This is a genomic window from Streptomyces sp. NPDC004788 (genome assembly GCF_053601115.1).
Genome location: NZ_JBSGBF010000010.1, coordinates 76,497 through 99,653, shown reverse-complemented (window position 1 = coordinate 99,653; position 23,157 = coordinate 76,497). Strand labels below are relative to the sequence as shown.

Genomic DNA, 23,157 nt, shown 5'->3' with positions numbered 1-23,157 from the left:
ACCCGCCTGACGTACGTACGAAGGCCGCCGCACCGGGTTCGGTGCGGCGGCCTTCGCCGTTTCCGTACGTCGTCCCCCGTGCGTTCCTCCTAGCGGCGGAGCTTCGCCCACGGAGTGAACGTGAACACCGCGCCGCCCAGCAGGATCACCGTGCCGGCCACCAGCGCGAGGGCGCGCAGGGCGCCGTCGTCGCCGGCGCCGGTCTCGGCGAGGCCGCCGCCCGAGGAGCCGCCGGAACCGCCGGAGGCGGACGTGGAACCGCCGGAGGTGCCGGTGCCCCCGGAGGCGCCGCCCGCCTGCTTGCTCGTGTCCAGGGTCAGGGACGCCTGCACGGAGCCCTTGACCTCGCAGGGGATCACGATCGGCGAGCCGCCGAGCGAGACGCTGATGGTGAGCTTCCCGGGGCTCAGCGTGGACTTCCCGCTCGCGCCGGGCTTGTACGTGCCCGTCATGTCCGGCAGGTCGACGGGCTTGCCCGCCTCCAGCGGGGCGGGGTTGCCGGGCCCGGTGACCTTCACCGAACCGGAGTCGGCGCCGCCGAGCTTCACGTCCATGGAGGGCTTGAGGGCACCGGCGGGGAGGGCGGCGGGGCTGTTCATGACGCCCTTGGCCGTCCTGACGGTGAGGGCGTAGGAGCCGCCGCTCTTCTTGGCGTCGATGGTGACCTTGGAGCTGATGGAGGCCGGCCCGGGCGCCTGACAGGCGAACGTGACCGACACCTGCTTGCCGTGGAAGTCGGTCTGCCCGCCGCCCCCGCCGCCGGTGGAGCCGCCGGATGTGGTCGTGCCGCCGGAGGCGGACCCCCCGGACGTCGTGGTGCCGCCGGACGTCGTCGTACCGCCGGACGTGGTGCTCCCACCCGTACCGCCGCCGGAGGTCGTCGTGCCGCCACCGCCGGAGGAACCGGATCCGCCTGACGAGCCCCCGTCGGACACCTTGATCGTGGCGCCGACCGCGACCGTCTCCTTCGGCGAGCACTTGGTGTCCGTGGACATCGGCTTGGAGACGTTGATGTCGTACTTGTCGGGCGTCAGGGTCACGTCGCCCGCCTTGGTCAGCTTCAGCTTGCCCTTCATGTCCGGCAGGACCATCGGGCTGTTCTTCTTGATCGGCGGGTTCTGCCGCGGGCCCTCCATGGCCAGCGTGCCGCTCGCCGCGCCGCCGAGGTTGATCACCCCGGTCGGCTTCACGGTGTCCTTGTCCAGGTCGAGGATGTCCGGGTTCTTGGACGCGGCCTCGACCGTCTTCCAGACCACCTCCACCTCGTCGCCGACCTTGGCCTGCGCGGGCGCGGTGATCTGCACCCTGGTCGTGCCCTCCACCGGCGGCAGGCCGGAGATGGCGGGCGGGATGCACTCGGTCTTGTACGAGACCTCGGCGGCCAGCGCGGGGCTCGCGGTCAGCAGGATCCCCGCTCCGCCGAGCATCAGCGCGATCCCGGCCGCGATCGTCCTCCGTTGCGTGCTCACGACAGTTCCTTCCTCGTCGGGCTGTTCTCGGGCGGTGCGGACGGTGCGGACGGTGCGGCGTCGGGGGTGAACCAGGGCAGGGCCGCGGTCGGTACGGGTTCGGGCTCGGACGCGGGCGCGGGCGCGGAGGTTCGGTGGGCCCGCCGGGGGCGCCGGGCGCGACGCCGGGCGGGGGCCCGGGCCGCCTCCGGCCGGACCTTGTCGACGATCGCCATGCCGATGCGGAACAGGGCGGCCGGGACGACGAGCGCGAGCAGCAGCCAGAAGAGCACCACGCCCCACGGCCGCCCCACGCCCCACGGCTGTTCGACGAGCACCTTCCCGCCGTACCGCACCGAGACCTGGTAGTCGCCGTGCGCGCCGGCGGTGAGCTCGACGGGCAGCCGCACCAGGGCCTTCTGGCCGGGTGCGATCGTGCCGCGCCACTGCCGCTCGTCGTACTGCGGCGAGAAGACACCGTGGCTGCCGCCGACCTCGAAGACCGGGTCCTTGACGGTGGTCTGGCCGAGGTTGCCGAGGGTGACGACGACCTCGCGGCGGGCGGGCGCGCCGAACCAGACGAGGACGCCACTGGAGCCTTCGAGCCGGGCCGAGGTGAGCGGCACGAGCCGACCGCTGCCGGTGGCCTCCGGCAGCGGGGCGGTCGGGTGCCCGGCGACGGTGAAGGCGACGTCGACGGCGTCCTGCTGCCCGGTGACCCCGGCGACGTGCACCACGCAGGGGCAGGGCCTGGGCGGTTCGGCGACCGGCACTTTCTGGCTGAAGGTGCCCTTGGCGTCGACGGTGGCGGCGCGCCCGTCGGTGTTGGCGCAGGAGTTGGTGCCGCCGATGACGCCCCTGCCGGGCGCGGACTGGCCGCAGACCAGCAGCATCAGCAGGGCGCCGGGCTTCCAGCCGGAGCCGCTGACGGTGATCTCGCCGCCCTTGCCGCCCTCGCTCTGCGAGAGCGCGGCCGTCGGGCCGGGTGCGGCGGTCGCGGGCGCGGGCGCGAGCACGGTCGGCGACAGCGCGAGGAGCACGAGGAGCGCGAGGAGCAGTACGGAGGGCGGCGCCGTACGCGGGTGGGTCATCGTCGTCTCCTCCGGATCGCGTACGTCGTGGCCGCGCCCGCCGCCGCGAGGAGGACGGCCGCCGCGCCGCCGAGGCCCGCCGGGGAGGCGAAGGAGGCGTCCGCGCGGGCGGTCGCGGGGGCCGCGTCGGGCGCGCCGGCGGTCAGCCGGACGGTGACCGAGTCGAGCGCGGGCGGGTCGGGCCAGGGCTCGGTGCGGGTGGCGCGCTCGCCGGGGCGCAGGACGAGCGGGAGCGGGCGCTCGGGGCGGTCGAGGACGGTGCCGAGGACGCCGTCGGCGTGCACGGCGAGGCGCGGGGCGAGGACGGTGTTGCCGCGGTTGACCAGGGTGTAGCGGATGCCGCGTGACCGGTCGACCGTCACGTCCTCGACGGTGAGCGCGGCGAGGCACGGCCCGCTGACCCTGAGGTGGAGCGGGACGACCGCCGCGCGGCCGGCGGCCTCGGCCCGTACCGCGCCTCTGCGCTCCCCGGGCGGGGTGTCGGCCGCGACGGTGACGGCGAAGGGCACGTCGGCGCGGGTCCGGGCGGGCACGGTCACGGTGCGGGCGGCGAAGGCGACGGGCGCGCCCTGGGCGGTGAGCCGTACGGTGAGCGGCCCGGAGGTGCGGTTCGTGACGGACAGGGTGTCCTGGAGGACGCTGCCGGGGGCGCCCTCCAGATAGACGTACGGGCGGCCGGCGGCGGGCGTCGCCGTCCAGGCCTCGGCGGCGCGGGGCGGCGGGGCGGCCGCGAGCACGCCGAGGACCGCGACGGCCCCGAGCCCCGCCCGTACCGCCTGCCCCGCCCGTACCGCGTGCCCCGCCCGCCCTGCCTGCCCCGCCTGCCCTGCCCGTACCGCCCGTGCCGCCCGCCCTGCCCGTACCGCCCGTGCCTCCCGTACCGCCCGCCCTGCCCGTACCGCCTGCACCGCCCGCACCGCCCGCATCAGCGCGCCGTACGCCGGGTGAGCCAGAGCACCCCGGCCGCGCCGGTCAGCAGCACGGTGCCGCCGAGGGTGCCGAGCGCGACGGCGGAGTCGAGCGGCCCGGTCTTGGGCAGTTGCCCGCCGGAGCCGCCACCGGAGTCCGTACCGCCGGAGCCGCCGCCGCTGGACCCGCCGTCGGACCCGCCGGAGCCGCCCGCGGCGGTGACGTCCAGCTCCAGGGACGGCTTGGGGCTGTTGGTCGGCTTGCAGACGGCGGCGTCCATGCCGAGCGCGTGGACGGTGAGGGTCCCGGCCGTGAAAGTGACCTTGCCGCTCTTCTTCGGCGTGTACGTGCCCGTCAACCGCCCGATCTTGATGGGGGTGTTGGGCGGTATCGCCGCGGTGTTGGGCGTGCCCTTGACCTGGACCCTGCCGCTGTCGGCGCCGCCGAGGACGAGTTCGGCGCGCGGGGTCATGACGCCCTTCGGCAGCTCGACGGGGCTGTCGGAGACGCCTTTGTCGAAGGACATCGTGATCGTGTACGAGCTGCCGCTCTTCTCGGCCGTGATGTCGACGGGCGATACGGCGCTCTTGGGGCCGATCTTCGTCTCGCAGGCGTAGTCGACGTCGACGACGGCGGCGTGCGCGACGGGGGCCGAGAGCAGCACGGCCGAGCCGGCCACCGCCACCGCCGCCGTCAGCGCACTGGCTGTTCTTCTCCGGTTCGGCACGTTAGGCACCCCGAGCACCCCTCACCGCGAGTTACTGACGGTCTATCAGATTGGCCGTCAAGGTACGCCGGGGCCCTTGGGGAGGGAAGAGAGAGGGCTGTGAAAGTCCTATGCCGGAGCGGCGAGTTCGGCCCAGACGGTCTTGCCGGGGGCGCCGGGCACGCGGTCGATGCCCCAGGAGCGGCAGAGCCGCTGCACGATGAACATGCCGTGGCCGCCGGGGCGTCCGGCCCGGTGCGGGGTGCGCGGCGCGGGCTGGCCGGCGCCACGGTCGGCGACTTCGAGGCGGAGGACCCCGGCGAGGCGGAGGACGCGCAGGCTCTCGGGGCCCTCGGCGTGCAGGCAGGCGTTGGTGACGAGTTCGGAGACGACGAGGAGGACGTCCTCGGCGGCGGCCCGGCGGTCGGCGGTGGCGGCGGGCAGCCAGCCCCACTCGTGGAGCAGCTGCCGGGTGAAGTCGCGGGCGAGCGGCACGGTGCCGCTGGCGGACCCGAGGACGAGGTGGCGGACGTCGGGTTCGCCGGAGGTGGTCTCCATCAAGCGCTTCACCTCACAGGGACGGTCAGGACGGCGGTCGGGGCGGTACGGGGCCGGGGCCGGGCCGGGGGCCGGTCGGGCTCAGCCGGGAAGGGCCGAGTCCAGCGACTCGTGGAGGGTGAAGACGGCGTCCGCCCCGGTGATCTCGAAGACCCTGGCGACTTGGGGCGGCATTCCCGCCAGATGGACCCCGCCGCCGGCGGCGTCCGCCCGCAACCGGGCGGTCAGCAGCACGTTGAGTCCGGTGGAGTCGCAGAACTCGAGGCGTGAGCAGTCGAGTACGAGGCGTGTGCGGCCCGCGTCGAGCGCGCGGTCGAGTGGCGCACGCAACAGTTCGGCGGTGTGGTGATCGAGCTCACCCACGGGGGTGAGCACCTCGCTCGCCCCCACGGTCCGGACCTCGACCCGGAACCGCCCGGGTGCGCTGCCGATGTGCTGGCGGTACATGCGTCGAACCATACAAGTCGGGGCTCTACCTGTGCACACGAGCTCCACCTCAAAACGCAACAAACCAGACAATTGCCACTTGCAACCATCGTGGTCGAGCGGGTAGGGCTAGAAGGACACGTTCCGCATAGCCGGCCTCGGAGGCGCCGCAAACCGCAGCAAGACATCACGATGGAGGAGACCATGTCCCCCCGGCTCGACGTACCGGACCTCGCAGTCCTCACGGACCTGCACCGGCTTCCGCCCGTCGACGAGATCGCGCCGCACGACGCGCGCGCCCTGTCGAAGACCCTCTTCGCCCGCCTCGGCGACCTGGAGGAGGGCACCCACGAGCACGCGTACGTCCGCAACACCCTGATCGAACTCAACCTGGCGCTCGTGAAGTTCGCCGCCTCGCGGTTCCGCACTCGCAGCGAACCGATGGAGGACATCGTCCAGGTCGGCACGATCGGCCTGATCAAGGCGATCGACCGCTTCGAACTGACGCGCGGCGTCGAGTTCCCCACCTTCGCGATGCCGACGATCATCGGCGAGATCAAGCGCTTCTTCCGCGACACCTCGTGGTCGGTGCACGTCCCGCGCAGGCTCCAGGAACTCCGCCTCGACCTCGCCAAGGCCGGCGACGAACTCGCCCAGCGCCTCGACCGGGCCCCCACGGTCGACGAACTCGCCCGCGAACTCGGCATCCGCACCGAGGAGGTCGTCGAGGGCATGGCCGCCGCCAACGCCTACACCGCCTCCTCCCTCGACGCCCCGCCCGAGGACACCGACGCCGACGGCGCCACCCTCGCCGACCGCCTGGGCTACGAGGACCACGGCATCGAGGGCATCGAGTACATCGAGTCCCTGAAGCCGATGATCGCCTCCCTCCCGCCCCGCGAACGCCGCATCCTCTCGCTCCGCTTCACGGCGGGCCTCACCCAGTCGGAGATCGGCGAGGAACTGGGCATCTCGCAGATGCACGTCTCCCGCCTGCTGTCGCGCACGCTGGCGCGACTGCGCCGGGGGCTGACGGTCGAGGAGTAGGGCGCCCGCGCTTTCGACTCAGGTCGCCCGTACGCCCTTTCGCCAGACCTCCGAGACCAGCGGCACGCCCGGCCGGTAGGCCAGGTGGACGTGGGACGGGGCGTCGAGGACGACGAGGTCGGCGCGGGCGCCGGGGGTGAGGCGGCCGACGTCGGTGCGGCGGAGGGCCGCGGCGCCGCCGGCGGTGGCGGACCAGAGGGCCTCGTCGGGGGTCATCAGCATGTCGCGGACGGCGAGGGCGATGCAGAAGGGCATCGAGGACGTGAAGGACGAGCCCGGGTTGCAGTCCGTGGAGAGGGCGACCGTCACGCCGACGTCGATCAGACGGCGGGCGTCGGGCCACTCGGCGCGGGTGGAGAACTCGGCGCCCGGCAGCAGCGTCGCGACCGTGTTGCCCTGGGCGAGCGCGTCGATGTCGGCGTTGGTCAGGTGGGTGCAGTGGTCGGCGCTCGCCGCGTCCAGTTCGACCGCGAGCTGCACGCCGGGGCCGTACGTGAGCTGGTTGGCGTGCACGCGGGCCTGCAGGCCCTTCGCCATGCCGGCCTTGAGGATCGCGCGCGCCTGGTCGCCGTCGAAGGCGCCCTTCTCGCAGAAGACGTCGACCCAACGGGCGTACGGGGCGCAGGCGTCCAGCATCTCGCCGGTCACCAGCTTCACGTACGCCGCCGGGTCGTCGGCGTAGTCCGGCGACACGATGTGCGCGCCGAGGTAGGTGACCTCGTCGGTGTGCTCGGCGGCGATGCGCAGCGCGCGGGCCTCGTCCTCGACGGTGAGGCCGTAGCCGGACTTGGTCTCGAAGGTGGTGGTGCCCTGGCGCAGGGCCTCCCACATGTAGCGGGCGACGTTGGCGGACAGCTCGGCGTCGGTCGCCGCGCGGGTCGCGGCGACGGTCGTCCGGATGCCGCCCGCCTTGTAGGGCTGGCCGGACATCCGGGCGTTGAACTCGGCCGTGCGGTCGCCCGCGAAGACGAGGTGCGAGTGCGAGTCGACGAAGCCGGGGATCACGGCCCGGCCGGCGGCGTCGACGCGATTGTCAGAGGCGGGTGCTTTGCTTGATTCACCGACCCAGACGACGGTGTCGCCTTCGATGACGACGGCCGCGTCCTGGATCAGACCGAGTGGCGAACCATCACCGAGGGAGGGGTCGTTGGTGACGAGACTTGCGATGTTGGTGACGACCGTGGCGTTCGTCGCCACGGCGCTGTTCGCGCTCGTGGGGGCGGAGGTCGCCGCCGGCCTGTTCGTCGCCGCGGGGCCGGTGTTCATGTTGAGCTCCTTCAGCCGCGCACGGCGGCGATCGAGTCCGCGAGGGCCTGTGCCACGTCCGGTACGGAGACGTGCGCCCCGTCCCGTACGACCTGGCGTCCGCCCACGATCGTGTGCCGCACGTCCGCGGCCGACGCTGCGAATACCGCCGTCTCGGCTGCCAGACGCGGCACCGGTCCCGCTGTCCTGACCGAGTCGAGCGCGATCGTCGTGAAGTCGGCGAGCGCGCCCGCCTCCAGGCGGCCGGCGTCGGCCCAGCCGAGGGCCGCGTGGCCGTCGGCCGTAGCCGCGCGCAGCAGCGCGGCCGCGGTCCAGTGGCCGCGGGTGCGGGTCCGGAGGCGTTCGTCGAGCTCCATGGCCCGCGCCTCCTCCAGGAGGTCGATGACGGCGTGGCTGTCGCTGCCGAGCGAGAGGGGGGAGCCCGCGCGCTGGAGGGCGACGGCGGGGCCGATGCCGTCGGCCAGGTCGCGCTCCGTCGTCGGGCACATGCAGGTGCCGGTGGCGGATCCTCCGATGAGCGCGATGTCCTCGTCCGTCAGGTGGGTGTTGTGGACGCCCACGGTCCGCGCGCCGAGCACGCCGTGGTCGGCGAGCAGCTGGGTCGGGGTGCGGCCGTGCGCCGCCAGGCAGGCGTCGTTCTCCGCCGTCTGCTCGGAGAGGTGGACGTGGAGCGGGGCCCGCCGGGCCTCGGCCCACTGGGCGACGGTCGCCAGCTGGTCGGCCGGGACCGCGCGCACCGAGTGGATCGCCGCACCGATCCGCACGCCTGCGCGCTCCTTCAGCGCCGAGGCGCGCTCCGCCCAGGCGTCGGCGGTGCCGTCGCTGAAGCGCAGCTGGTGCGGCTCGGGGGCGGCGCCGAAGCCGGAGGAGAGGTAGGCGGTGTCGAGGAGGGTGATGCGGATGCCGGCCTCGGCGGCGGCCGCGATCAGGGCCTCGCCCATGGCGTTGGTGTCGGCGTAGGGGGTGCCGCCGGGGGCGTGGTGGAGGTAGTGGAACTCACCGACGGAGGTGATGCCGGCGAGCGCCATCTCGGCGTACACGGCCCGGGCGAGCGCGAAGTAGCTGTCCGGGGTGAGCTTCTGGGCGACGGTGTACATGACCTCGCGCCAGGTCCAGAAGGTGCCGGAGCCGACCTGGACGGTGCCGCGCAGCGCGCGGTGGAAGGCGTGGCTGTGGGCGTTCGCCAGGCCAGGGATGGTGAAGCCGCGCAGGACGACGGCGCCGGGCGGCGGGGTCTCGACCCCGGTCCGTACGGCGGTGATCCGGCCGTCCGTCGTGGACACGTCCAGGGCCACGCCCGGCTCGACGTTCGTGTCGAGCCAGGCGTGTTCCAGCCAGTACGTCATCGGCACGCCAGACCCTCCAGGACGTCGGCGAGTGCGTGGACCCCGGACAGGCAGTCGTCCTCGGCGGCGAACTCGGCCGGGGAGTGCGAGACGCCGGTGGGGTTGCGTACGAACAGCATGGCGGTCGGGACCGAGGCGGAGAGGATTCCCGCGTCGTGTCCCGCGCCCGTGCCCAGGACCGGCACCTTCGCGCCGGTCGTGTCGCCGAGGATCCGCGCCATCTCCTCGCGCAGGGCGTGCCCGAACTCGACGACGGGGGTGAAGGACTCGCGGACGACGGCGAGGTCGACGCCCAGGCGGACGGCGTGCTCGCGGGCCGCGGCCTCGATGCCGGCGACGACGGTGTCCAGGGACTCCTGGTCGGCGGCGCGGGCGTCGAGCCAGCCGCGCACGAGCGACGGGATGGCGTTGACGCCGTTGGGCTCGACGGCGATCTTGCCGAAGGTGGCGACGGCGCCGGCGAGTTCGGCCTCCCGGCGCGCCGAGAGGACGGTCTCGGCGTACGGCAGCATCGGGTCGCGCCGGTCGACGAGCCGGGTGGTGCCCGCGTGGTTGGCCTCGCCGTGGAAGTCGTACCGCCAGCGGCCGTGCGGCCAGATGGCGGAGGCGATGCCGACGGGGTCGCCGGACAGGTCGAGGGCGCGGCCCTGCTCGACGTGGAGCTCGACGAAGGCGCCGATGCGGGCGAGCCGCTCCCGGTCCGGGCCGATGGCCTCGGGGTCGTAGCCCGCCGCCTCCATCGCCTGCGGCAGGCTGATGCCGTCGGCGTCGCGCAGCTCGAAGGCCTTCTCCTTGGTCAGCTGGCCGGAGGTGAGCCGGGAGCCGACGCAGGCGAGGCCGAAGCGGGCGCCTTCCTCGTCGCCGAAGTTGACGATGGCGAGGGGGCGCTTGAAGGAGACGCCGCGGGCGCGGAGTTCGTCGAGCGCGGCGAAGGCGGACACCACGCCGAGCGGGCCGTCGAAGGCGCCGCCGTCGGGCACGGAGTCCAGGTGGGAGCCGGTGACGACGGCGTCACCGGCGGTGGGGTCGCCGAGCCAGGCCCACTGGTTGCCGTTGCGGTCGGTCTCGACGTCGAGGCGGCGGGCCTCCGCCTGCATCCGGAACCAGAGCCGGCAGTCGGCGTCGGCGCCGGTCCAGGCGTAGCGGCGGTAGCCGCCGGAGGCCGCGTGGCGGCCGATGGGGGCGAGGCTGCGCCACATCGCGTGGAACGAGGGCGAGTCCGGCCGCCCCGCGCCGGCCTCGCGGCCGGCGGCTGCGGCGCCCTCCGCCGAGGCGGCCCGGGCCGGGCCGTGGGCCGCCTCGGTGGCGTCGTGGGGCGAGGTCACGCGGAGTCACCCTCGCGCATCGGGATGCGGACCCCGCGCTCGTCGGCGACCGACTCGGCGATGTCGTAGCCGGCGTCGACGTGGCGGATGACGCCCATGCCGGGGTCGTTGGTGAGCACGCGGCGGACCTTCTCGCCGGCGAGCGCGGTGCCGTCGGCGACGGTGACCTGGCCGGCGTGGATGGAGCGGCCCATGCCGACGCCGCCGCCGTGGTGGATGGAGACCCAGGAGGCGCCGGAGGCGACGTTGACCATGGCGTTGAGCAGCGGCCAGTCGGCGATGGCGTCGGAGCCGTCGAGCATGGCCTCGGTCTCGCGGTACGGGGAGGCGACGGAGCCGCAGTCGAGGTGGTCGCGGCCGATGGCGAGCGGGGCGGCCAGCTCGCCGGAGGCGACCATGTCGTTGAAGCGCTCGCCGGCCTTGTCGCGCTCGCCGTAGCCGAGCCAGCAGATGCGGGCGGGCAGGCCCTGGAAGTGGACGCGCTCGCCGGCCATCTTGATCCAGCGGTGCAGGGACTCGTTCTCCGGGAAGAGCTCCAGGATCGCCTTGTCGGTCTTGGCGATGTCGGAGGCCTCGCCGGAGAGGGCGGCCCAGCGGAACGGGCCCTTGCCCTCGCAGAACAGCGGGCGGATGTAGGCGGGGACGAAGCCGGGGAAGGCGAAGGCGCGGTCGTAACCGGCCAGCTGGGCCTCGCCGCGGATCGAGTTGCCGTAGTCGAAGACCTCGGCGCCGGCGTCCATGAAGCCGACCATGGCCTCGACGTGCTTGGCCATCGACTCGCGGGAGCGCTGGGTGAAGCCGGCCGGGTCCTTGGCGGCGGCGTCGGCCATGTCCTCGAAGGCGACGCCGATCGGCAGGTAGGCCAGCGGGTCGTGGGCGGAGGTCTGGTCCGTGACGATGTCGATGGGCGCGCCCTCGGCGAGCATCTGCGGGAGCAGCTCGGCGGCGTTGCCGAGGAGGCCGATGGAGAGCGGGCGGCGGGCGTCGCGGGCCTCGGTGGCGAGCTGGAGGGCGTGGGCCAGGTTGTCGGCCTTGACGTCCAGGTAGCGGTGCTCGATGCGGCGCTCGATGGCGCGCGGGTCGCAGTCGATGCAGATGGCGACGCCGTCGTTCATGGTGACGGCGAGCGGCTGGGCGCCGCCCATGCCGCCGAGGCCGGCGGTGAGGGTGATGGTGCCGGCGAGGGTGCCGTTGAACTTCTTGGCGGCGACGGCGGCGAAGGTCTCGTAGGTGCCCTGGAGGATGCCCTGGGTGCCGATGTAGATCCAGGAGCCGGCGGTCATCTGGCCGTACATGGTGAGGCCGAGGTGCTCCAGGCGGCGGAACTCCTCCCAGTTGGCCCAGTCGCCGACCAGGTTGGAGTTGGCGAGGAGGACGCGCGGGGCCCACTCGTGGGTCTGCATGACGCCGACCGGGCGGCCGGACTGGACCAGCATGGTCTCGTCCTGCTTGAGGGTCCGCAGGGTGCGCTGCATGGCGTCGAAGGAGCGCCAGTCGCGGGCGGCCTTGCCGGTGCCGCCGTAGACGACGAGCTTGTCGGGGTGCTCGGCGACCTCGGGGTCGAGGTTGTTCTGGAGCATCCGGAGGGCGGCCTCCTGCTGCCATCCCAGGGCGCTGAGTTCCGTACCGCGCGCGGCCCGTACGGGGCGGGGTCCTGACATGGCGATGCCTCCTCGGAGTGGGGATCAGAACGCACGACGAAGAATGTGGTTCAGATATTCACATCCTGGCCCGCTGAATAGAGTTAGTCAACAGCTGCGCGGCGGCTGCGCCCGCGCCCCACCGGGTGGTGCCATGGATCCATGACCGCGACCCTCCGGGAACACACCCGCGACCAGGCCGTCCGCGCCGCCGTCGAGCAAGGACTCCTCCACCCCGCGCAACCCGTCGTCGCCCTCCTCGACACCGCCGGCATCCGCGCCGCCGCCACCGCCCTGACCAGCGCTTTCGCCGCCGCCACCGACGCGCCCGTGCTGCACGCCTTCGCCGTGAAGGCCTGCCCGCTGGTGCCCGTGCTGCGCCTGCTGTACGACGCGGGGCTCGGCGTCGAGGTCGCCAGCCCCGGCGAGCTGGCCCTCGCCCGCGCCGCCGGGGTGCCCGCGGCCCGTACCGTCCTCGACTCCCCCGCCAAGACCGCCGCCGAACTGCGCCAGGCCCTCGCGCTCGGCGTGGCCGTCAACGCCGACAACCTCCAGGAGCTGGCCCGGCTGGACGGACTGATCGGACAGGCCCCCACCGCCTCAACGCTCGGACTCCGGGTGAACCCGCAGGTCGGAGCCGGTTCCATCAGCGCGCTCTCCACCGCGACCGCCACCTCCAAGTTCGGCGTGGCACTGCGCGACGAGGGCGCCCGGGAGGCGGTCGTCCAGGCGTATCTGGACCGCCCCTGGCTCACCCGGCTGCACACCCACACCGGTTCGCAGGGCGTGCCGCTCACGCTGATGGCCGAGGGCGTCGCAGCGGCGTACGCGCTCGCCGAGGAGATCAACACCAAGGCCGGACGGCAACAGATCGACACCCTCGACATCGGCGGCGGCCTGCCGGTGGACTTCCGCTCCGACGACGACACCACGAACTACGCTGACTACGCGCGGCTGCTCGCCGCGACCGTGCCCGGACTGCTCGACGGGCGGTACGCACTGGTCACCGAGTTCGGCCGCTCGCTGCTCGCCAGGAACGGCCTGATCCTGGCCCGCGTCGAGTACACCAAGACCTCCGGCGGCCGCCCGATCGCCGTCACCCACGCCGGCGTCCAGCTCGCCACCCGTACCGTCTACGCGCCCGAGTCCTGGCCGCTGCGGATCCTCGCGTACGACTCCGAGGGCCGCCCCCGCGCCGGCGAACCCGCGGTCGTCCAGGACGTGGCCGGGCCCGCCTGCTTCGCCGGGGACCTGCTCGCCACCGGGCGGGAGCTGCCGCTGCTGCGCCCGGACGACGTGGTGGCGGCGCTCGACACCGGCGCGTACTACTTCGCCCACCACTACGCGTACAACAGCCTGCCCCGGCCCGCCGTGCACGGATTCACCCCGACGGAGGACGGCGGGATCGCCTTCACGACCGTGCGCCGGGCCCAGACCCTCGACGAGATCGTCGCGGAATCGGGCGGCGACCGCCCCGACGCGCTCCTGCGGGACCCGGCGGACGGTGCTCCCATGGAGCCATGACAGGACTGGAGCCATGACAGGGACCACCTCCGTGGTCGTGGAGCGCAAGGTCAACGCCTCCCCCGGGCGGGTCTGGGAGTCGATCACCGACCTGCGCGACCTGCCCCGGATGCTGTCCTCCGTCGAGAAGGTCGAGGTGCTCACCCAGGGCGTCTTCGGGGTGGGCACCCGCTGGCGCGAGACCCGCCGGATGCTGGGCCGGGCGGCCACGGAGGAGTTGACGGTGACCGTCTGCGAACCGGTCGAGCGGTACGTCACCGTCGCCGACTCGCACGGCATGCACTACGTCTCCGAGCTCTCCCTCGCCCCCGACGGGCCCGCCCTCAGCGCCCGGTCCACCACCCTGCGCATGACCTTCACCGCCCGCCCCGCCTACGACCGCGCCCCCGGCGTGCTGACCCGGCTGCTCAGCCGGCTCGGCGCGCGGGCGGTGGCGCGGGCGCTCACGAAGGACCTGACCGAGATCGCGCGGGCGGTGGAGCGGCGGGGGTGACCCGGCGGGGGTGAGCTGGCGGGGCTGATCCGGCGGGGGCGCGGGCGGGCCCGGCTTCGGCCGGCTGTACCACCCACGCGACAAATTCCATTGGAAAATGCCAGAACTCCTGCCCGCGCAGGCGACGTTGAGTAGCGTCACCGTTACTGCCACACGTCCGCACGCCGCGCTCGGGAGGGGATGACGCGTGCCCGGAATCGACGAGTGTCTGCTGGAGGCCATGAGCCTGCCGGGGGCACGCGGGGCCTGGCTGGTCGACTGGACCAGTGGACTGGCCCTCGGGGCAGCGGGCGAGTCGCCGGTCGGCGACCACGAGACGACGGCCGCGGAGAGCGCCGAACTGGCGCGCGCGGCGGCCGAGTTCGAGTCACCGGACCTGACGGAGGCGACCGGCGGCCCGCCCGTCGAGGACCTGATCGTCACCAACCGCGCCGGCTACCACCTCATCCGCTTCGTGGAGACGGCCTTCGACAGCAGCGTCTTCCTCCACCTCTGGCTCGACCGCTCCGTCGGCAACCTCGCCCTCGCGCGCATGAGGCTCGCCGATCTCGCCGAGCGGCTGGTCCTCGGATGACCGCGATACCGGCCCCGTCCGAGGCCCCCTCCGAAGCCCCGCCCGGGACAGCGCCCGGAACGACGCCCCTCGCCGCCCCCGTCTCCCCCATGCTGATCCGCCTCGCCGCCGAGCGGGCCACCGGCGCCCTGCTCCGCGACCACGGCACGCTCTACCTGGTCGACGGCCGGGTGGTGCACGCGGAGAGCCCCAGCGCCCCCGGCGTCGACGTCCTCCTCACCGCGGGCGGGCGGCTGCCCCGCGAGGGCTGGGAGGAGGCCGTGGACCGGGCCGGAGCGCAGGGAGCCGTCGGCCGCTTCCTGGTCGACAGCGGCCGGCTGCACGGCGGCGAGCTGGAGATCTGCCACCTCGGCGCCGTCTTCGACGCGGCCTTCTTCGCCCTCGCGCCCGCCAGCGGCCCGACCCGCTTCCGGTACGGGGTCGGGCACTGGTTCGGCGCGGTGCGGCCGGTCGACACCGGGGCCGTCGAGCGCGAGACCCGGCGCCGGCGCGACCTCCTCGACTCCGTCTGGCCCTACCCCGCCGTCGACACCGCGCCCGTCGTGCCCCGCCCCGCCGCCCCCGGCCAGCCCGTCGGCGCCCGTCAGCGGGCGCTGCTCGGGGCGGCCGACGGCGTCCGGACCCCGGCGGACCTGGCCAGGCTGCTCGGCCGGCCCGCCTTCCACACCCTGCTCGACGTACGGCGGCTCGCCGCGGCCGGCCTGGTCGAGACCCCGTACGAGGCGCCGCCGCCCGCACCGCCGCCCGTCCCGGACTGGGTCGGCGCGGCGGCGACCCAGGACCCCGACATCGCCCTGCTCCGCCGGCTCCGTGACGCCCTGGAGGCAGCTCTGTGATGAGGCGTGCTCTGCGCATGCGCGCCGAGAGGAGACAACTGATGACCGCAGAAGCCGACGTGCTCGGCGAGCTGAGACGGCTGCGGGCCCGGCTGCCGCAGCTCACCGGGGCGCTCGCGGCCAGCGCCGACGGACTGGTGCTCGCCCAGGACGCCGTGGACGGCGAGGCGGAGAGCGTGGCCGCGCTGACGGCCGCCGCGCTCGGCGTCGGACAGCGGCTCGCCGACACCACCGGCCAGGGCGGCTTCCGCGAGCTGCTCGTACGCGGCGAGCACGGCTATGTGGCGACGTACGCGGCGGGCGGCTCGGCCGTCCTCACCCTGCTCGCCGAGCCCCGCATCAACGTCGGCCGGCTCCATCTGGAAGCGCGCCGGTCCAGCGCCCGGATAGCCGAACTGGTCGACGGCGCCCTGGACCGCGGCAACCAGAACTGACCCACTGAGAAGCCCAGAAAAGCCCCGGAAAAGCCCCAGAGAAGAAGGAAGAACCATGGCGAACACCGAGACCTCCCTCAAGGAAGCCGCCCAGATCGAAGGCGCGCTCGGCGCCGCGCTCGTCGACTACACGAGCGGCATGGCCCTCGGCACCATCGGCGGCAGCAAGGACCTCGACCTGAACGTGGCCGCGGCCGGCAACACGGACGTGGTCCGCGCCAAGGTCCGCGCGATGGAGATGCTGGGCATCAAGGAGGAGATCGAGGACATTCTGATCACCCTCGGCACCCAGTACCACCTGATCCGGCTGCTCAGGACCCGCGGCGCGGGCGGCCTCTTCCTCTACCTGGCCCTGGACAAGAACCGCGCGAACCTGGCGATGGCCCGCCACCAGCTGAAGAAGATCGAGTCCGAGCTGGAGATCTGATCCCGGTCGGGCGCCCGAGGGACCGAGGTCCGCGGGGGCCGGGCGTCCGAGGCGCCGGCTCAGTCCACGAACAGGCCCCGCGCCGCCGCCTTCGTGTCGAACTCCTCCAGGCGCGCCTGCGCGTCCGGCAGTTCGTCGGCCATCGCCTCAAGCAGCACCCGGCCGAGCAGCATCGGCGCGCACGCCGTGTCGAAGGCGAGGCCGGTGCCGACGGCGGCCGGGAGGAGCAGGTCGCTGTGGGCGGCGACCGGCGCGAAGGCGGACTCGGCGACGGTGACCACGGTGAGCCCGGCCCGGCGCGCGTAGGCGAGCGCGTCCACGACCTCGCGCGAGTGGCGGGGCAGCGCGAAGCAGAGCAGCGCCGTGGCCCCGGCCCGTACGGCCGCGTCGATGCGGTCGTCGAGCATCGTGCCGCCCTCGTCGAGCAGCCGGACGTCCGGGTGGACCTTGCCCGCGAAGTACGCGAAGCCGCGCGCCTGTGAGGACGCGGCCCGCAGCCCGAGCACGGGCAGCGGCCGGGAAGCGGCCAGCAGCCGGCCCGCGCGCTCGACGGGCGCCGGGTCGGCGAGCAGCTCGGCGAGGTGCTTGAGGTTCTCGATCTCGCCGAGCACGGCCTGCTGGTACTCGTTGTAGCCCGCGGCCTCCTCGGCGGCCGCGGGCACGCTCTCGCGCAGGTGCCGGCGCAGCGCCGGGTAGCCGTCGAAGCCGAGTGCGACGGCGAAGCGGGTGACGGAGGGCTGGCTCACGCCGGCCAGCTCGGCCAGCTCCACGCTGGACAGGAACGGCACGTCGGCGGCGCGCCGCACCATGCAGTGCGCGATCCGCCGCTGCGTGGGCGTGAGCCGCTGCCCTTCGAAGAGCGCCTGCAGCCGTCCGGCCGGGCTGTCGTTCATGCCTGCCGTCCCCCTTCCACCTTCACCACCGGTTATTCATTAACCGGGAACTCTGCATGAGCATATGCAGAGGAGCAAGAGCGGGGCGAAGGGAAAGACTGCGCGGGGACCGCCGCACCCCCGTTTCCGGGGGGCGGGACGACGGCGGTCCCCGCGGGGACACGGGCCCGGGTCAGGGCCGGTCCGCGTCCAACGGCGTGGCCTGGAGGTCCGGGAGCCGCTCCGGAGGTCCGTGACGCCGACGAGGAACACTCTGCCGTCGCCTTGTTAAGGGGGTGCTGCGGGTACGTGACGCGCTCGTACCGTTTGCGCGAACGTACCCACAGCGCCCCGGCACGTCAGTGCTGCTTCGTGCCACCGCTCGCGGCGAGGAAGGCCAGCAGGTCCTGGCGGCTGACGACGCCGGTCGGCTTGCCCTCGACCAGCACGATCGCCGCGTCCGCCTCGCCGAGCACCGACATCAGGTCGGCGACCGGCTCGCCCGAGCCGACCTGCGGCAGCGGGGCGGACATGTGGTCCTCCAGCGGGTCCTCCAGGGCGGCCTTCTGGGTGAACAGGGCGCCGAGGAGCTCGCGCTCCACGACCGAGCCGATGACCTCGGCGGCCATGACGTCGGGGTGGCCGGCGCCCGGCTTCACGATCGGCATCTGGGAGACGCCGTACTCGCGCAGCACCTCGATGGCCTGGCCGACCGTCTCGTCCGGGTGCATGTGGACGAGCGAGGGCACCTCGCCCGACTTGTGGGTGAGGACGTCGGCGACGGTGGCGGAGGTGGTGTCCTCCAGGAAGCCGTAGTCGGCCATCCACTCGTCGTTGAAGATCTTGGACAGGTAGCCGCGGCCGGAGTCCGGCAGCAGCACGACCACGACGTCGTCCGGGCCGAGCTCCTTGGCGACCTCGAGCGCGGCGACGACCGCCATGCCGCAGGAGCCGCCGACGAGCAGGCCCTCCTCCTTGGCGAGGCGGCGGGTCATCTGGAAGGAGTCCTTGTCGGAGACCGCGACGATCCGGTCGGCGACGTTCTGGTCGTACGCGGTCGGCCAGAAGTCCTCGCCGACGCCCTCGACCAGGTACGGACGGCCGGAGCCGCCGGAGTAGACGGAGCCCTCCGGGTCGGCGCCGATGACCTGGACCTTGCCCTTGGAGGCGTCCTTCAGGTAGTTGCCGGTGCCGGAGATGGTGCCGCCGGTGCCGACGCCCGCGACGAAGTGGGTGATCTTCCCCTCCGTCTGCTCCCACAGCTCGGGACCGGTGGTCTCGTAGTGCGAGCGCGGGTTGTTCGGGTTGGAGTACTGGTCGGGCTTCCAGGCGCCCGGCGTCTCGCGGACGAGCCGGTCGGAGACGTTGTAGTACGAGTCCGGGTGCTCGGGGTCGACGGCCGTCGGGCAGACGACGACCTCGGCGCCGTACGCGCGCAGCACGTTGATCTTGTCCGTGGACACCTTGTCCGGGCAGACGAAGATGCACTTGTAGCCCTTCTGCTGGGCCACGATCGCCAGGCCGACGCCGGTGTTGCCGGACGTGGGCTCGACGATGGTGCCGCCGGGCTTGAGCGCGCCGCTCTCCTCGGCCGCCTCGATCATGCGCAGGGCGATGCGGTCCTTGACCGAGCCGCCGGGGTTGAAGTACTCGACCTTGGCGAGGACCGTCGCCTGAATGCCGGCCGTGACGCTGTTGAGCTTCACCAGCGGGGTGTTGCCGACGAGGCTGATCATCGAGTCGTGGAATTGCACCGTAATCTCCGGGGTCTCCGTAATGGTGCTGCCAGCGTATTCCGTGGAATGCGTAGGCGGTGCCGCTTACGGGGCAGTAGACGGCAAGACGGCTTGTTGAACCGCTTGGGTGCGACGGACTGGAGGTGACCGTTCCGATGTCCAGGGCGAGGGTGGCGCGGCGGATCGCGGCGGGGGCGGCGTACGGCGGCGGGAGCATCGGACTGCTCGGGGTCGCCGCGGTCGGGGTGCTGCTCGCCGAGGCGGCGCTGGCCAGGCGGTCGGTGGGCGGCGGAGTGGCGCCGCTGCCGCCGGGCGCCGACGGGCGTTACGGGCGGGAGTACGGCCCCGAGGAGCCGCTGCGGCTGGCCCTTCTGGGTGATTCCACGGCGGCCGGGCAGGGCGTGCGGCGCACCGGGCAGACACCGGGAGCGCTGATCGCCTCGGGGCTCGCCGCGGTGGCCGAGCGCCCGGTGGACCTGCGGAACGTGGCGCTGCCCGGGGCGCGCTCGGACGACCTGGACCGGCAGGTGTCGCTGCTGCTCTCCGCTCCGTCCGGCGCCCCGGACGTCTGCGTGATCATGATCGGCGCGAACGACGTCACCCACCGGATGCCCGCCACCCAGTCGGTGCGCTGTCTGTCGGCTGCGGTGCGGCGGCTGCGCACGGCGGGCGCGGAGGTGGTGGTCGGCACCTGCCCTGATCTCGGCACCATCGAGCCGGTCTACCAGCCGTTGCGCTGGCTGGCCCGGCGGGCCTCGCGGCAGCTCGCCGCGGCGCAGACGATCGTGGTCGTGGAGCAGGGCGGGCGGACCGTGTCGCTCGGCGACCTGCTCGGGCCGGAGTTCGCGGCCAATCCGCGCGAGATGTTCGGCGTGGACAACTTCCACCCGTCGGCCGAGGGGTACGCGACGGCGGCGATGGCGATCCTGCCGACGGTCTGCGCGGTGCTCGGCGTCTGGCCGGAGCCGGACCGGATCGACGTCGCGCGCAACGAGAACTGGCTGCCGGTCGCCAAGGCCGCGGCCGAGGCGGCCCGGGAGGCCGGTACGGAGGTCACCGCGGCCCGGGCGCCCTGGGCGCTGCTCAAGCACCGCAGACGGCGCCGGCTGCCGGTGCCCGGGGTCTCCCTCGTACGGGAGCACGATGGAGAGAGGGAGACGACCGTGCCCCTTCCCCCGGACGAGGCCGTGACGCCGCGGGACGAGGCGGCCGCGGCACCGGACGAGGCCGCCGCGCCGCGCGACTGAGCGAGCGCTTAGAAAAGAGGTCCGCATCACACACCGCGGCCGGTGACCCACGCGGTACGTACAGGTAACTTCCCTTTCTGTCCGCCCACTCCGCACCCTTCTGGAGCCGTGATGCCCGAAGCCGTCATCGTCTCGACCGCCCGCTCGCCGATCGGCCGGGCCTTCAAGGGCTCCCTGAAGGACCTGCGGCCCGACGACCTGACCGCCACGATCATCCAGGCCGCGCTCGCCAAGGTCCCCGAGCTGGACCCGCGCGACATCGACGACCTGATGCTCGGCTGCGGTCTGCCCGGCGGCGAGCAGGGCAACAACCTGGGCCGCATCGTGGCCGTGCAGATGGGCATGGACCACCTCCCCGGCTGCACGATCACCCGCTACTGCTCCTCCTCGCTGCAGACCTCCCGCATGGCCCTGCACGCGATCAAGGCGGGCGAGGGCGACGTCTTCATCTCGGCCGGTGTCGAGATGGTGTCCCGCTTCGCGAAGGGCAACTCCGACTCGTGGCCGGACACCCACAACCCGCTCTTCGCCGAGGCCGAGGCGCGCACCGCCGCCGTCGCCGCCTCCGAGGGCTCCACCTGGCACGACCCGCGTGAGGACGGCCTGGTCCCGGACGCGTACATCGCCATGGGCCAGACCGCCGAGAACCTGGCGCGCTGGAAGGGCATCACCCGCCAGGAGATGGACGAGTTCGGCGTCCGCTCGCAGAACCTCGCCGAGCAGGCCATCAAGAACGGCTTCTGGGAGCGCGAGATCACCCCGGTCACGCTGCCCGACGGCACCGTCGTCTCGGCGGACGACGGCCCGCGCGCCGGCGTCACCCTGGAGGGCGTCTCCGGTCTGAAGCCGGTCTTCCGCCCCGACGGCCTGGTCACCGCCGGCAACTGCTGCCCGCTGAACGACGGCGCCGCCGCGGTCGTGATCATGTCCGACACCAAGGCGCGCGAGCTGGGCCTGACCCCGCTGGCCCGGATCGTCTCCACCGGCGTCTCCGGCCTCTCCCCCGAGATCATGGGCCTCGGCCCGGTCGAGGCGTCGAAGCAGGCCCTGCAGCGGGCCGGCCTCACCACCTCCGACATCGACCTGGTCGAGATCAACGAGGCGTTCGCCGCGCAGGTCATCCCGTCCTACCGCGACCTGGGCTTCGACCTGGACAAGGTCAACGTCAACGGCGGCGCCATCGCCGTCGGCCACCCCTTCGGCATGACCGGCGCCCGCATCACCGGCACGCTGATCAACAGCCTCCAGTTCCACGACAAGCAGTTCGGCCTGGAGACCATGTGCGTCGGCGGCGGCCAGGGCATGGCCATGGTCATCGAGCGCCTCTCCTAACCGCCCCGCGTCCAAGCCGTGACCGAATCTCCCCCAGGATGTGACATACATCCCGGGGGAGAGTCGTTTTCCCAGGTCACAGCCGTTTCGGGACCAAACACCCGGCCGAAATACCTGTCCATTTCGTGACGTAATGCACTGACAGGCGGTGCGCCCCCACGACAAGCTGATGTAGGAAGTCGGGGGATCGACTCGGAATCGGGAGTACGTCAGTGAGCGCACTGTCCATTGCCCTGCTGGTGAGCACGGCCGCTGCCACGGTCGTGGGCGCCGCCGCCCTGCACGCTGCCCACGGTCTCCGCAAGCAGGTCACCGCGCTGCGCGGCGAGCTCGCCACCGCGCACGGCCTCACGGTCCCCCACGCCCGGCAGTCCCCGGCCGCCGAGATACGGGCCGCTGTCGCCGAGGCCCTGGCCGAGGAGCGCGAGCGCGAGCTCGCCGAGGCGCGCGCCTTCTGGGCGGCGCAGGAGGCCCGGGACGCGGCCGACGCCCCGTCGCTGCTCGGCGGCCTGGCCGGCCCGGCCGAGGAGGGCCCGTACTTCGTGCCGCGCCAGTCCGACTTCGTGGGCCTGGAGGCGATGGCCCTGGAGGCCATGGAGGCGGAGGCCGCCGCGCTGGAGAACCGCGAGCCGCGTGAGACCCGGGACGCGCTCGACGCCGTCGACCCGCTGGACGTCTTCGACACCTTCGACACCTTCGAGGAGTTCCCGGAGCCGGCCGGCGCCGGTGAGTACCCGGAGGACTCCCCCGAGCTGGCCGCGGCCCGCCGCCGCCACCCCTCGCACCCGGACTTCGTGCCGGTCCAGACCCCGGTGGTGACCGACCACGAGCGCACCGTGGCCCGCCTGGAGGAGCTGGCGGACACGCAGACCGCGCTGACCGACGTGCGGCCCGGCCCGCTCGGCACGCTCGACGTGTACGTGTTCGCCGACGGCACCACGCTCTGCATGACCCCCGGCCACCGCGAGACCGCCGAGCGCCTCGCCGAGGCCCTGCGCGCGGGCCGCACCCCGGTCCTGCTCGGCGGCTCGGGCGTCTCCGGCGCGTACGCGCTGACCTTCTCGTGCGGCGAGGCGGTCGAGGACAACGTGTACATCCTCGCGGACCGCGTGATCGCCAGCCTGTGACCCCCTGACGCCCCGCGAAGCGGGGCTACAGCCCGGCGCGGGCCTCCGCACGGGACTACAGCCCGGAGCGCGCCTCCGCCTCCCGCACCAGCCTCACGGCCTCGTGCAGCGCCCCCTCGGCCCCGGGGGTGTCCGCCGGGGCCGTTCGCAGTGTTTCGGCCAGATCCGTGGCGGCCACGACGAGTTGGTCGGCGACCACGAAGAGGCCCGCGTCCGGCAGGGGCGCCGGCTCGCGGCCGGGGAACTCCGCCCGCTGCGCCCGGTCGGCCAACTCCCTGGCCAGCGCCAGGCCTTCGGCTGCGGCCCCGCGCTGGAGGCGGCTCTGCGGGGCGGCCCGCAGCCGGTCGGCGAAACGCTCGGCGGCGGCGGTCAGTTCAGTCGTATCAAGCACTCCGCGACCCTATGCGTCCGCCGGGGACCATTGCCAACGGGCGAACGCTCGGGCACGGTGACGTGAAGGAGCACACGGCACAACGCGTCCGGAGGCGCCGATGTCCCACACATTCTCCGAAGAGACCCACCGCAACCTGCTCGCCCGCATCCCCCGTTGCACCGGTCGTGAGATCGCCGACTGGCTGAAGGCCGTGGAGGAAGGCCCCTCCCTGATCCGCTTCGAGGAGAAGGTCAGCTGGCTGCGTGGCGAGCACGGCCTCGCGTACGGCCACGCCAAGGCGATCATCCACGAGTACGACCTCCGGCGGGCCGCCCGCCGCATGCTCTGACGGGAGCCCCGCCGCAGACCGCCGTAGAGTGGGAGAACGATGGTTCTCCCACTCCGGCCCCAGGGGTGATC

24 protein-coding genes are annotated in these 23,157 nt (G+C 73.4%); 11 read left to right on the top strand and 13 right to left on the bottom strand.

From position 1 onward, the window contains the following. Positions 1 to 89 precede the first annotated feature (89 nt). The 6 genes from ACWEJX_RS07655 to ACWEJX_RS07630 form a co-directional block, all read right to left on the bottom strand. The gene (locus ACWEJX_RS07655; RefSeq protein WP_451606607.1) at positions 90 to 1,469 is read right to left on the bottom strand and encodes a hypothetical protein; all 1,380 of its coding nucleotides are present in this window, start codon (positions 1,467 to 1,469) and stop codon (positions 90 to 92) included. After that, the gene (locus ACWEJX_RS07650; RefSeq protein WP_451606606.1) at positions 1,466 to 2,539 is read right to left on the bottom strand and encodes a hypothetical protein; all 1,074 of its coding nucleotides are present in this window, start codon (positions 2,537 to 2,539) and stop codon (positions 1,466 to 1,468) included. The genes ACWEJX_RS07655 and ACWEJX_RS07650 overlap by 4 nt, the downstream gene beginning before the upstream one ends. Then, a complete protein-coding gene (locus ACWEJX_RS07645; protein ID WP_451606605.1) occupies positions 2,536 to 3,465 on the bottom strand; it encodes a COG1470 family protein in 930 nt (309 codons plus the stop codon). Before ACWEJX_RS07645 ends, ACWEJX_RS07650 begins: the two co-directional genes overlap by 4 nt. Further along, positions 3,465 to 4,175, bottom strand: a complete 711-nt coding sequence (locus ACWEJX_RS07640; RefSeq protein ID WP_451606623.1) for a peptidase — start codon at positions 4,173 to 4,175, stop codon at positions 3,465 to 3,467. The genes ACWEJX_RS07645 and ACWEJX_RS07640 overlap by 1 nt, the downstream gene beginning before the upstream one ends. Before the next feature lie 108 nt (positions 4,176 to 4,283). Then, entirely contained in the window at positions 4,284 to 4,712 is a 429-nt protein-coding gene (locus ACWEJX_RS07635; RefSeq protein ID WP_451606604.1) for an ATP-binding protein, read from the bottom strand. A gap of 81 nt (positions 4,713 to 4,793) precedes the next feature. Then, a complete protein-coding gene (locus ACWEJX_RS07630) occupies positions 4,794 to 5,159 on the bottom strand; it encodes an STAS domain-containing protein (RefSeq protein ID WP_451606603.1) in 366 nt (121 codons plus the stop codon). A gap of 171 nt (positions 5,160 to 5,330) precedes the next feature. On the opposite strand from ACWEJX_RS07630, the gene ACWEJX_RS07625 reads away from it, so the two are divergent. Further along, positions 5,331 to 6,185, top strand: coding sequence for an RNA polymerase sigma factor SigF (locus ACWEJX_RS07625; protein WP_451606602.1), 855 nt, complete (start codon positions 5,331 to 5,333; stop codon positions 6,183 to 6,185). An 18-nt stretch (positions 6,186 to 6,203) separates the two neighbouring features. Here ACWEJX_RS07625 and hutI read toward each other — a convergent pair whose 3' ends face one another. The 4 genes from hutI to hutU form a co-directional block, all read right to left on the bottom strand. Next, on the bottom strand, positions 6,204 to 7,451 hold the full coding sequence (gene hutI / locus ACWEJX_RS07620; protein ID WP_451606601.1) for an imidazolonepropionase: 1,248 nt from the start codon (positions 7,449 to 7,451) through the stop codon (positions 6,204 to 6,206). A gap of 11 nt (positions 7,452 to 7,462) precedes the next feature. Next, positions 7,463 to 8,797, bottom strand: coding sequence for a formimidoylglutamate deiminase (locus tag ACWEJX_RS07615; RefSeq protein WP_451606622.1), 1,335 nt, complete (start codon positions 8,795 to 8,797; stop codon positions 7,463 to 7,465). Continuing rightward, a complete protein-coding gene (locus tag ACWEJX_RS07610; protein WP_451606621.1) occupies positions 8,794 to 9,996 on the bottom strand; it encodes an allantoate amidohydrolase in 1,203 nt (400 codons plus the stop codon). Before ACWEJX_RS07610 ends, ACWEJX_RS07615 begins: the two co-directional genes overlap by 4 nt. 122 nt (positions 9,997 to 10,118) lie before the next feature. Next, positions 10,119 to 11,783: a urocanate hydratase gene (hutU, locus tag ACWEJX_RS07605; protein WP_403801388.1), complete on the bottom strand. Its 1,665-nt coding sequence runs from the start codon at positions 11,781 to 11,783 to the stop codon at positions 10,119 to 10,121. Between the two features lie 141 nt (positions 11,784 to 11,924). On the opposite strand from hutU, the gene ACWEJX_RS07600 reads away from it, so the two are divergent. From ACWEJX_RS07600 to ACWEJX_RS07575, 6 genes are all read left to right on the top strand, one after another. Then, positions 11,925 to 13,286, top strand: coding sequence for a diaminopimelate decarboxylase (locus tag ACWEJX_RS07600; protein ID WP_451606600.1), 1,362 nt, complete (start codon positions 11,925 to 11,927; stop codon positions 13,284 to 13,286). Between the two features lie 13 nt (positions 13,287 to 13,299). Beyond that, positions 13,300 to 13,779, top strand: a complete 480-nt coding sequence (locus ACWEJX_RS07595; RefSeq protein ID WP_451606599.1) for an SRPBCC family protein — start codon at positions 13,300 to 13,302, stop codon at positions 13,777 to 13,779. Between the two features lie 187 nt (positions 13,780 to 13,966). Continuing rightward, positions 13,967 to 14,353: a hypothetical protein gene (locus ACWEJX_RS07590; RefSeq protein WP_451606598.1), complete on the top strand. Its 387-nt coding sequence runs from the start codon at positions 13,967 to 13,969 to the stop codon at positions 14,351 to 14,353. 89 nt (positions 14,354 to 14,442) lie between these two features. After that, on the top strand, positions 14,443 to 15,189 hold the full coding sequence (locus ACWEJX_RS07585) for a transcriptional regulator (protein ID WP_451606620.1): 747 nt from the start codon (positions 14,443 to 14,445) through the stop codon (positions 15,187 to 15,189). Positions 15,190 to 15,230: 41 nt separating this feature from the next. After that, complete coding sequence (locus ACWEJX_RS07580) at positions 15,231 to 15,623, top strand: roadblock/LC7 domain-containing protein (protein ID WP_451606597.1); 393 nt, start codon at positions 15,231 to 15,233, stop codon at positions 15,621 to 15,623. 55 nt (positions 15,624 to 15,678) lie between these two features. After that, positions 15,679 to 16,050: a hypothetical protein gene (locus ACWEJX_RS07575; protein ID WP_451606596.1), complete on the top strand. Its 372-nt coding sequence runs from the start codon at positions 15,679 to 15,681 to the stop codon at positions 16,048 to 16,050. 59 nt (positions 16,051 to 16,109) lie between these two features. Here the strand turns inward: ACWEJX_RS07575 and ACWEJX_RS07570 are convergent, their stop codons facing one another. After that, the gene (locus ACWEJX_RS07570; RefSeq protein WP_451606595.1) at positions 16,110 to 16,943 is read right to left on the bottom strand and encodes a MurR/RpiR family transcriptional regulator; all 834 of its coding nucleotides are present in this window, start codon (positions 16,941 to 16,943) and stop codon (positions 16,110 to 16,112) included. 338 nt (positions 16,944 to 17,281) lie between these two features. Then, entirely contained in the window at positions 17,282 to 18,676 is a 1,395-nt protein-coding gene (locus ACWEJX_RS07565; RefSeq protein WP_451606594.1) for a cystathionine beta-synthase, read from the bottom strand. Between the two features lie 137 nt (positions 18,677 to 18,813). Here ACWEJX_RS07565 and ACWEJX_RS07560 point away from each other — a divergent pair, with 137 nt between their 5' ends. From ACWEJX_RS07560 to ACWEJX_RS07550, 3 genes are all read left to right on the top strand, one after another. Next, the gene (locus ACWEJX_RS07560) at positions 18,814 to 19,905 is read left to right on the top strand and encodes an SGNH/GDSL hydrolase family protein (RefSeq protein ID WP_451606593.1); all 1,092 of its coding nucleotides are present in this window, start codon (positions 18,814 to 18,816) and stop codon (positions 19,903 to 19,905) included. A gap of 111 nt (positions 19,906 to 20,016) precedes the next feature. Further along, positions 20,017 to 21,237, top strand: a complete 1,221-nt coding sequence (locus tag ACWEJX_RS07555) for an acetyl-CoA C-acetyltransferase (RefSeq protein ID WP_451606592.1) — start codon at positions 20,017 to 20,019, stop codon at positions 21,235 to 21,237. Between the two features lie 212 nt (positions 21,238 to 21,449). Further along, positions 21,450 to 22,364: a hypothetical protein gene (locus ACWEJX_RS07550; protein WP_451606591.1), complete on the top strand. Its 915-nt coding sequence runs from the start codon at positions 21,450 to 21,452 to the stop codon at positions 22,362 to 22,364. 55 nt (positions 22,365 to 22,419) lie between these two features. On the opposite strand, the gene ACWEJX_RS07545 is transcribed toward ACWEJX_RS07550, so the two are convergent. Then, complete coding sequence (locus ACWEJX_RS07545; protein ID WP_451606590.1) at positions 22,420 to 22,755, bottom strand: hypothetical protein; 336 nt, start codon at positions 22,753 to 22,755, stop codon at positions 22,420 to 22,422. Between the two features lie 100 nt (positions 22,756 to 22,855). Between ACWEJX_RS07545 and ACWEJX_RS07540 the strand changes: the two genes are divergently transcribed. Continuing rightward, the gene (locus ACWEJX_RS07540; RefSeq protein ID WP_451606589.1) at positions 22,856 to 23,086 is read left to right on the top strand and encodes a DUF4287 domain-containing protein; all 231 of its coding nucleotides are present in this window, start codon (positions 22,856 to 22,858) and stop codon (positions 23,084 to 23,086) included. Positions 23,087 to 23,157: the final 71 nt, after the last annotated feature.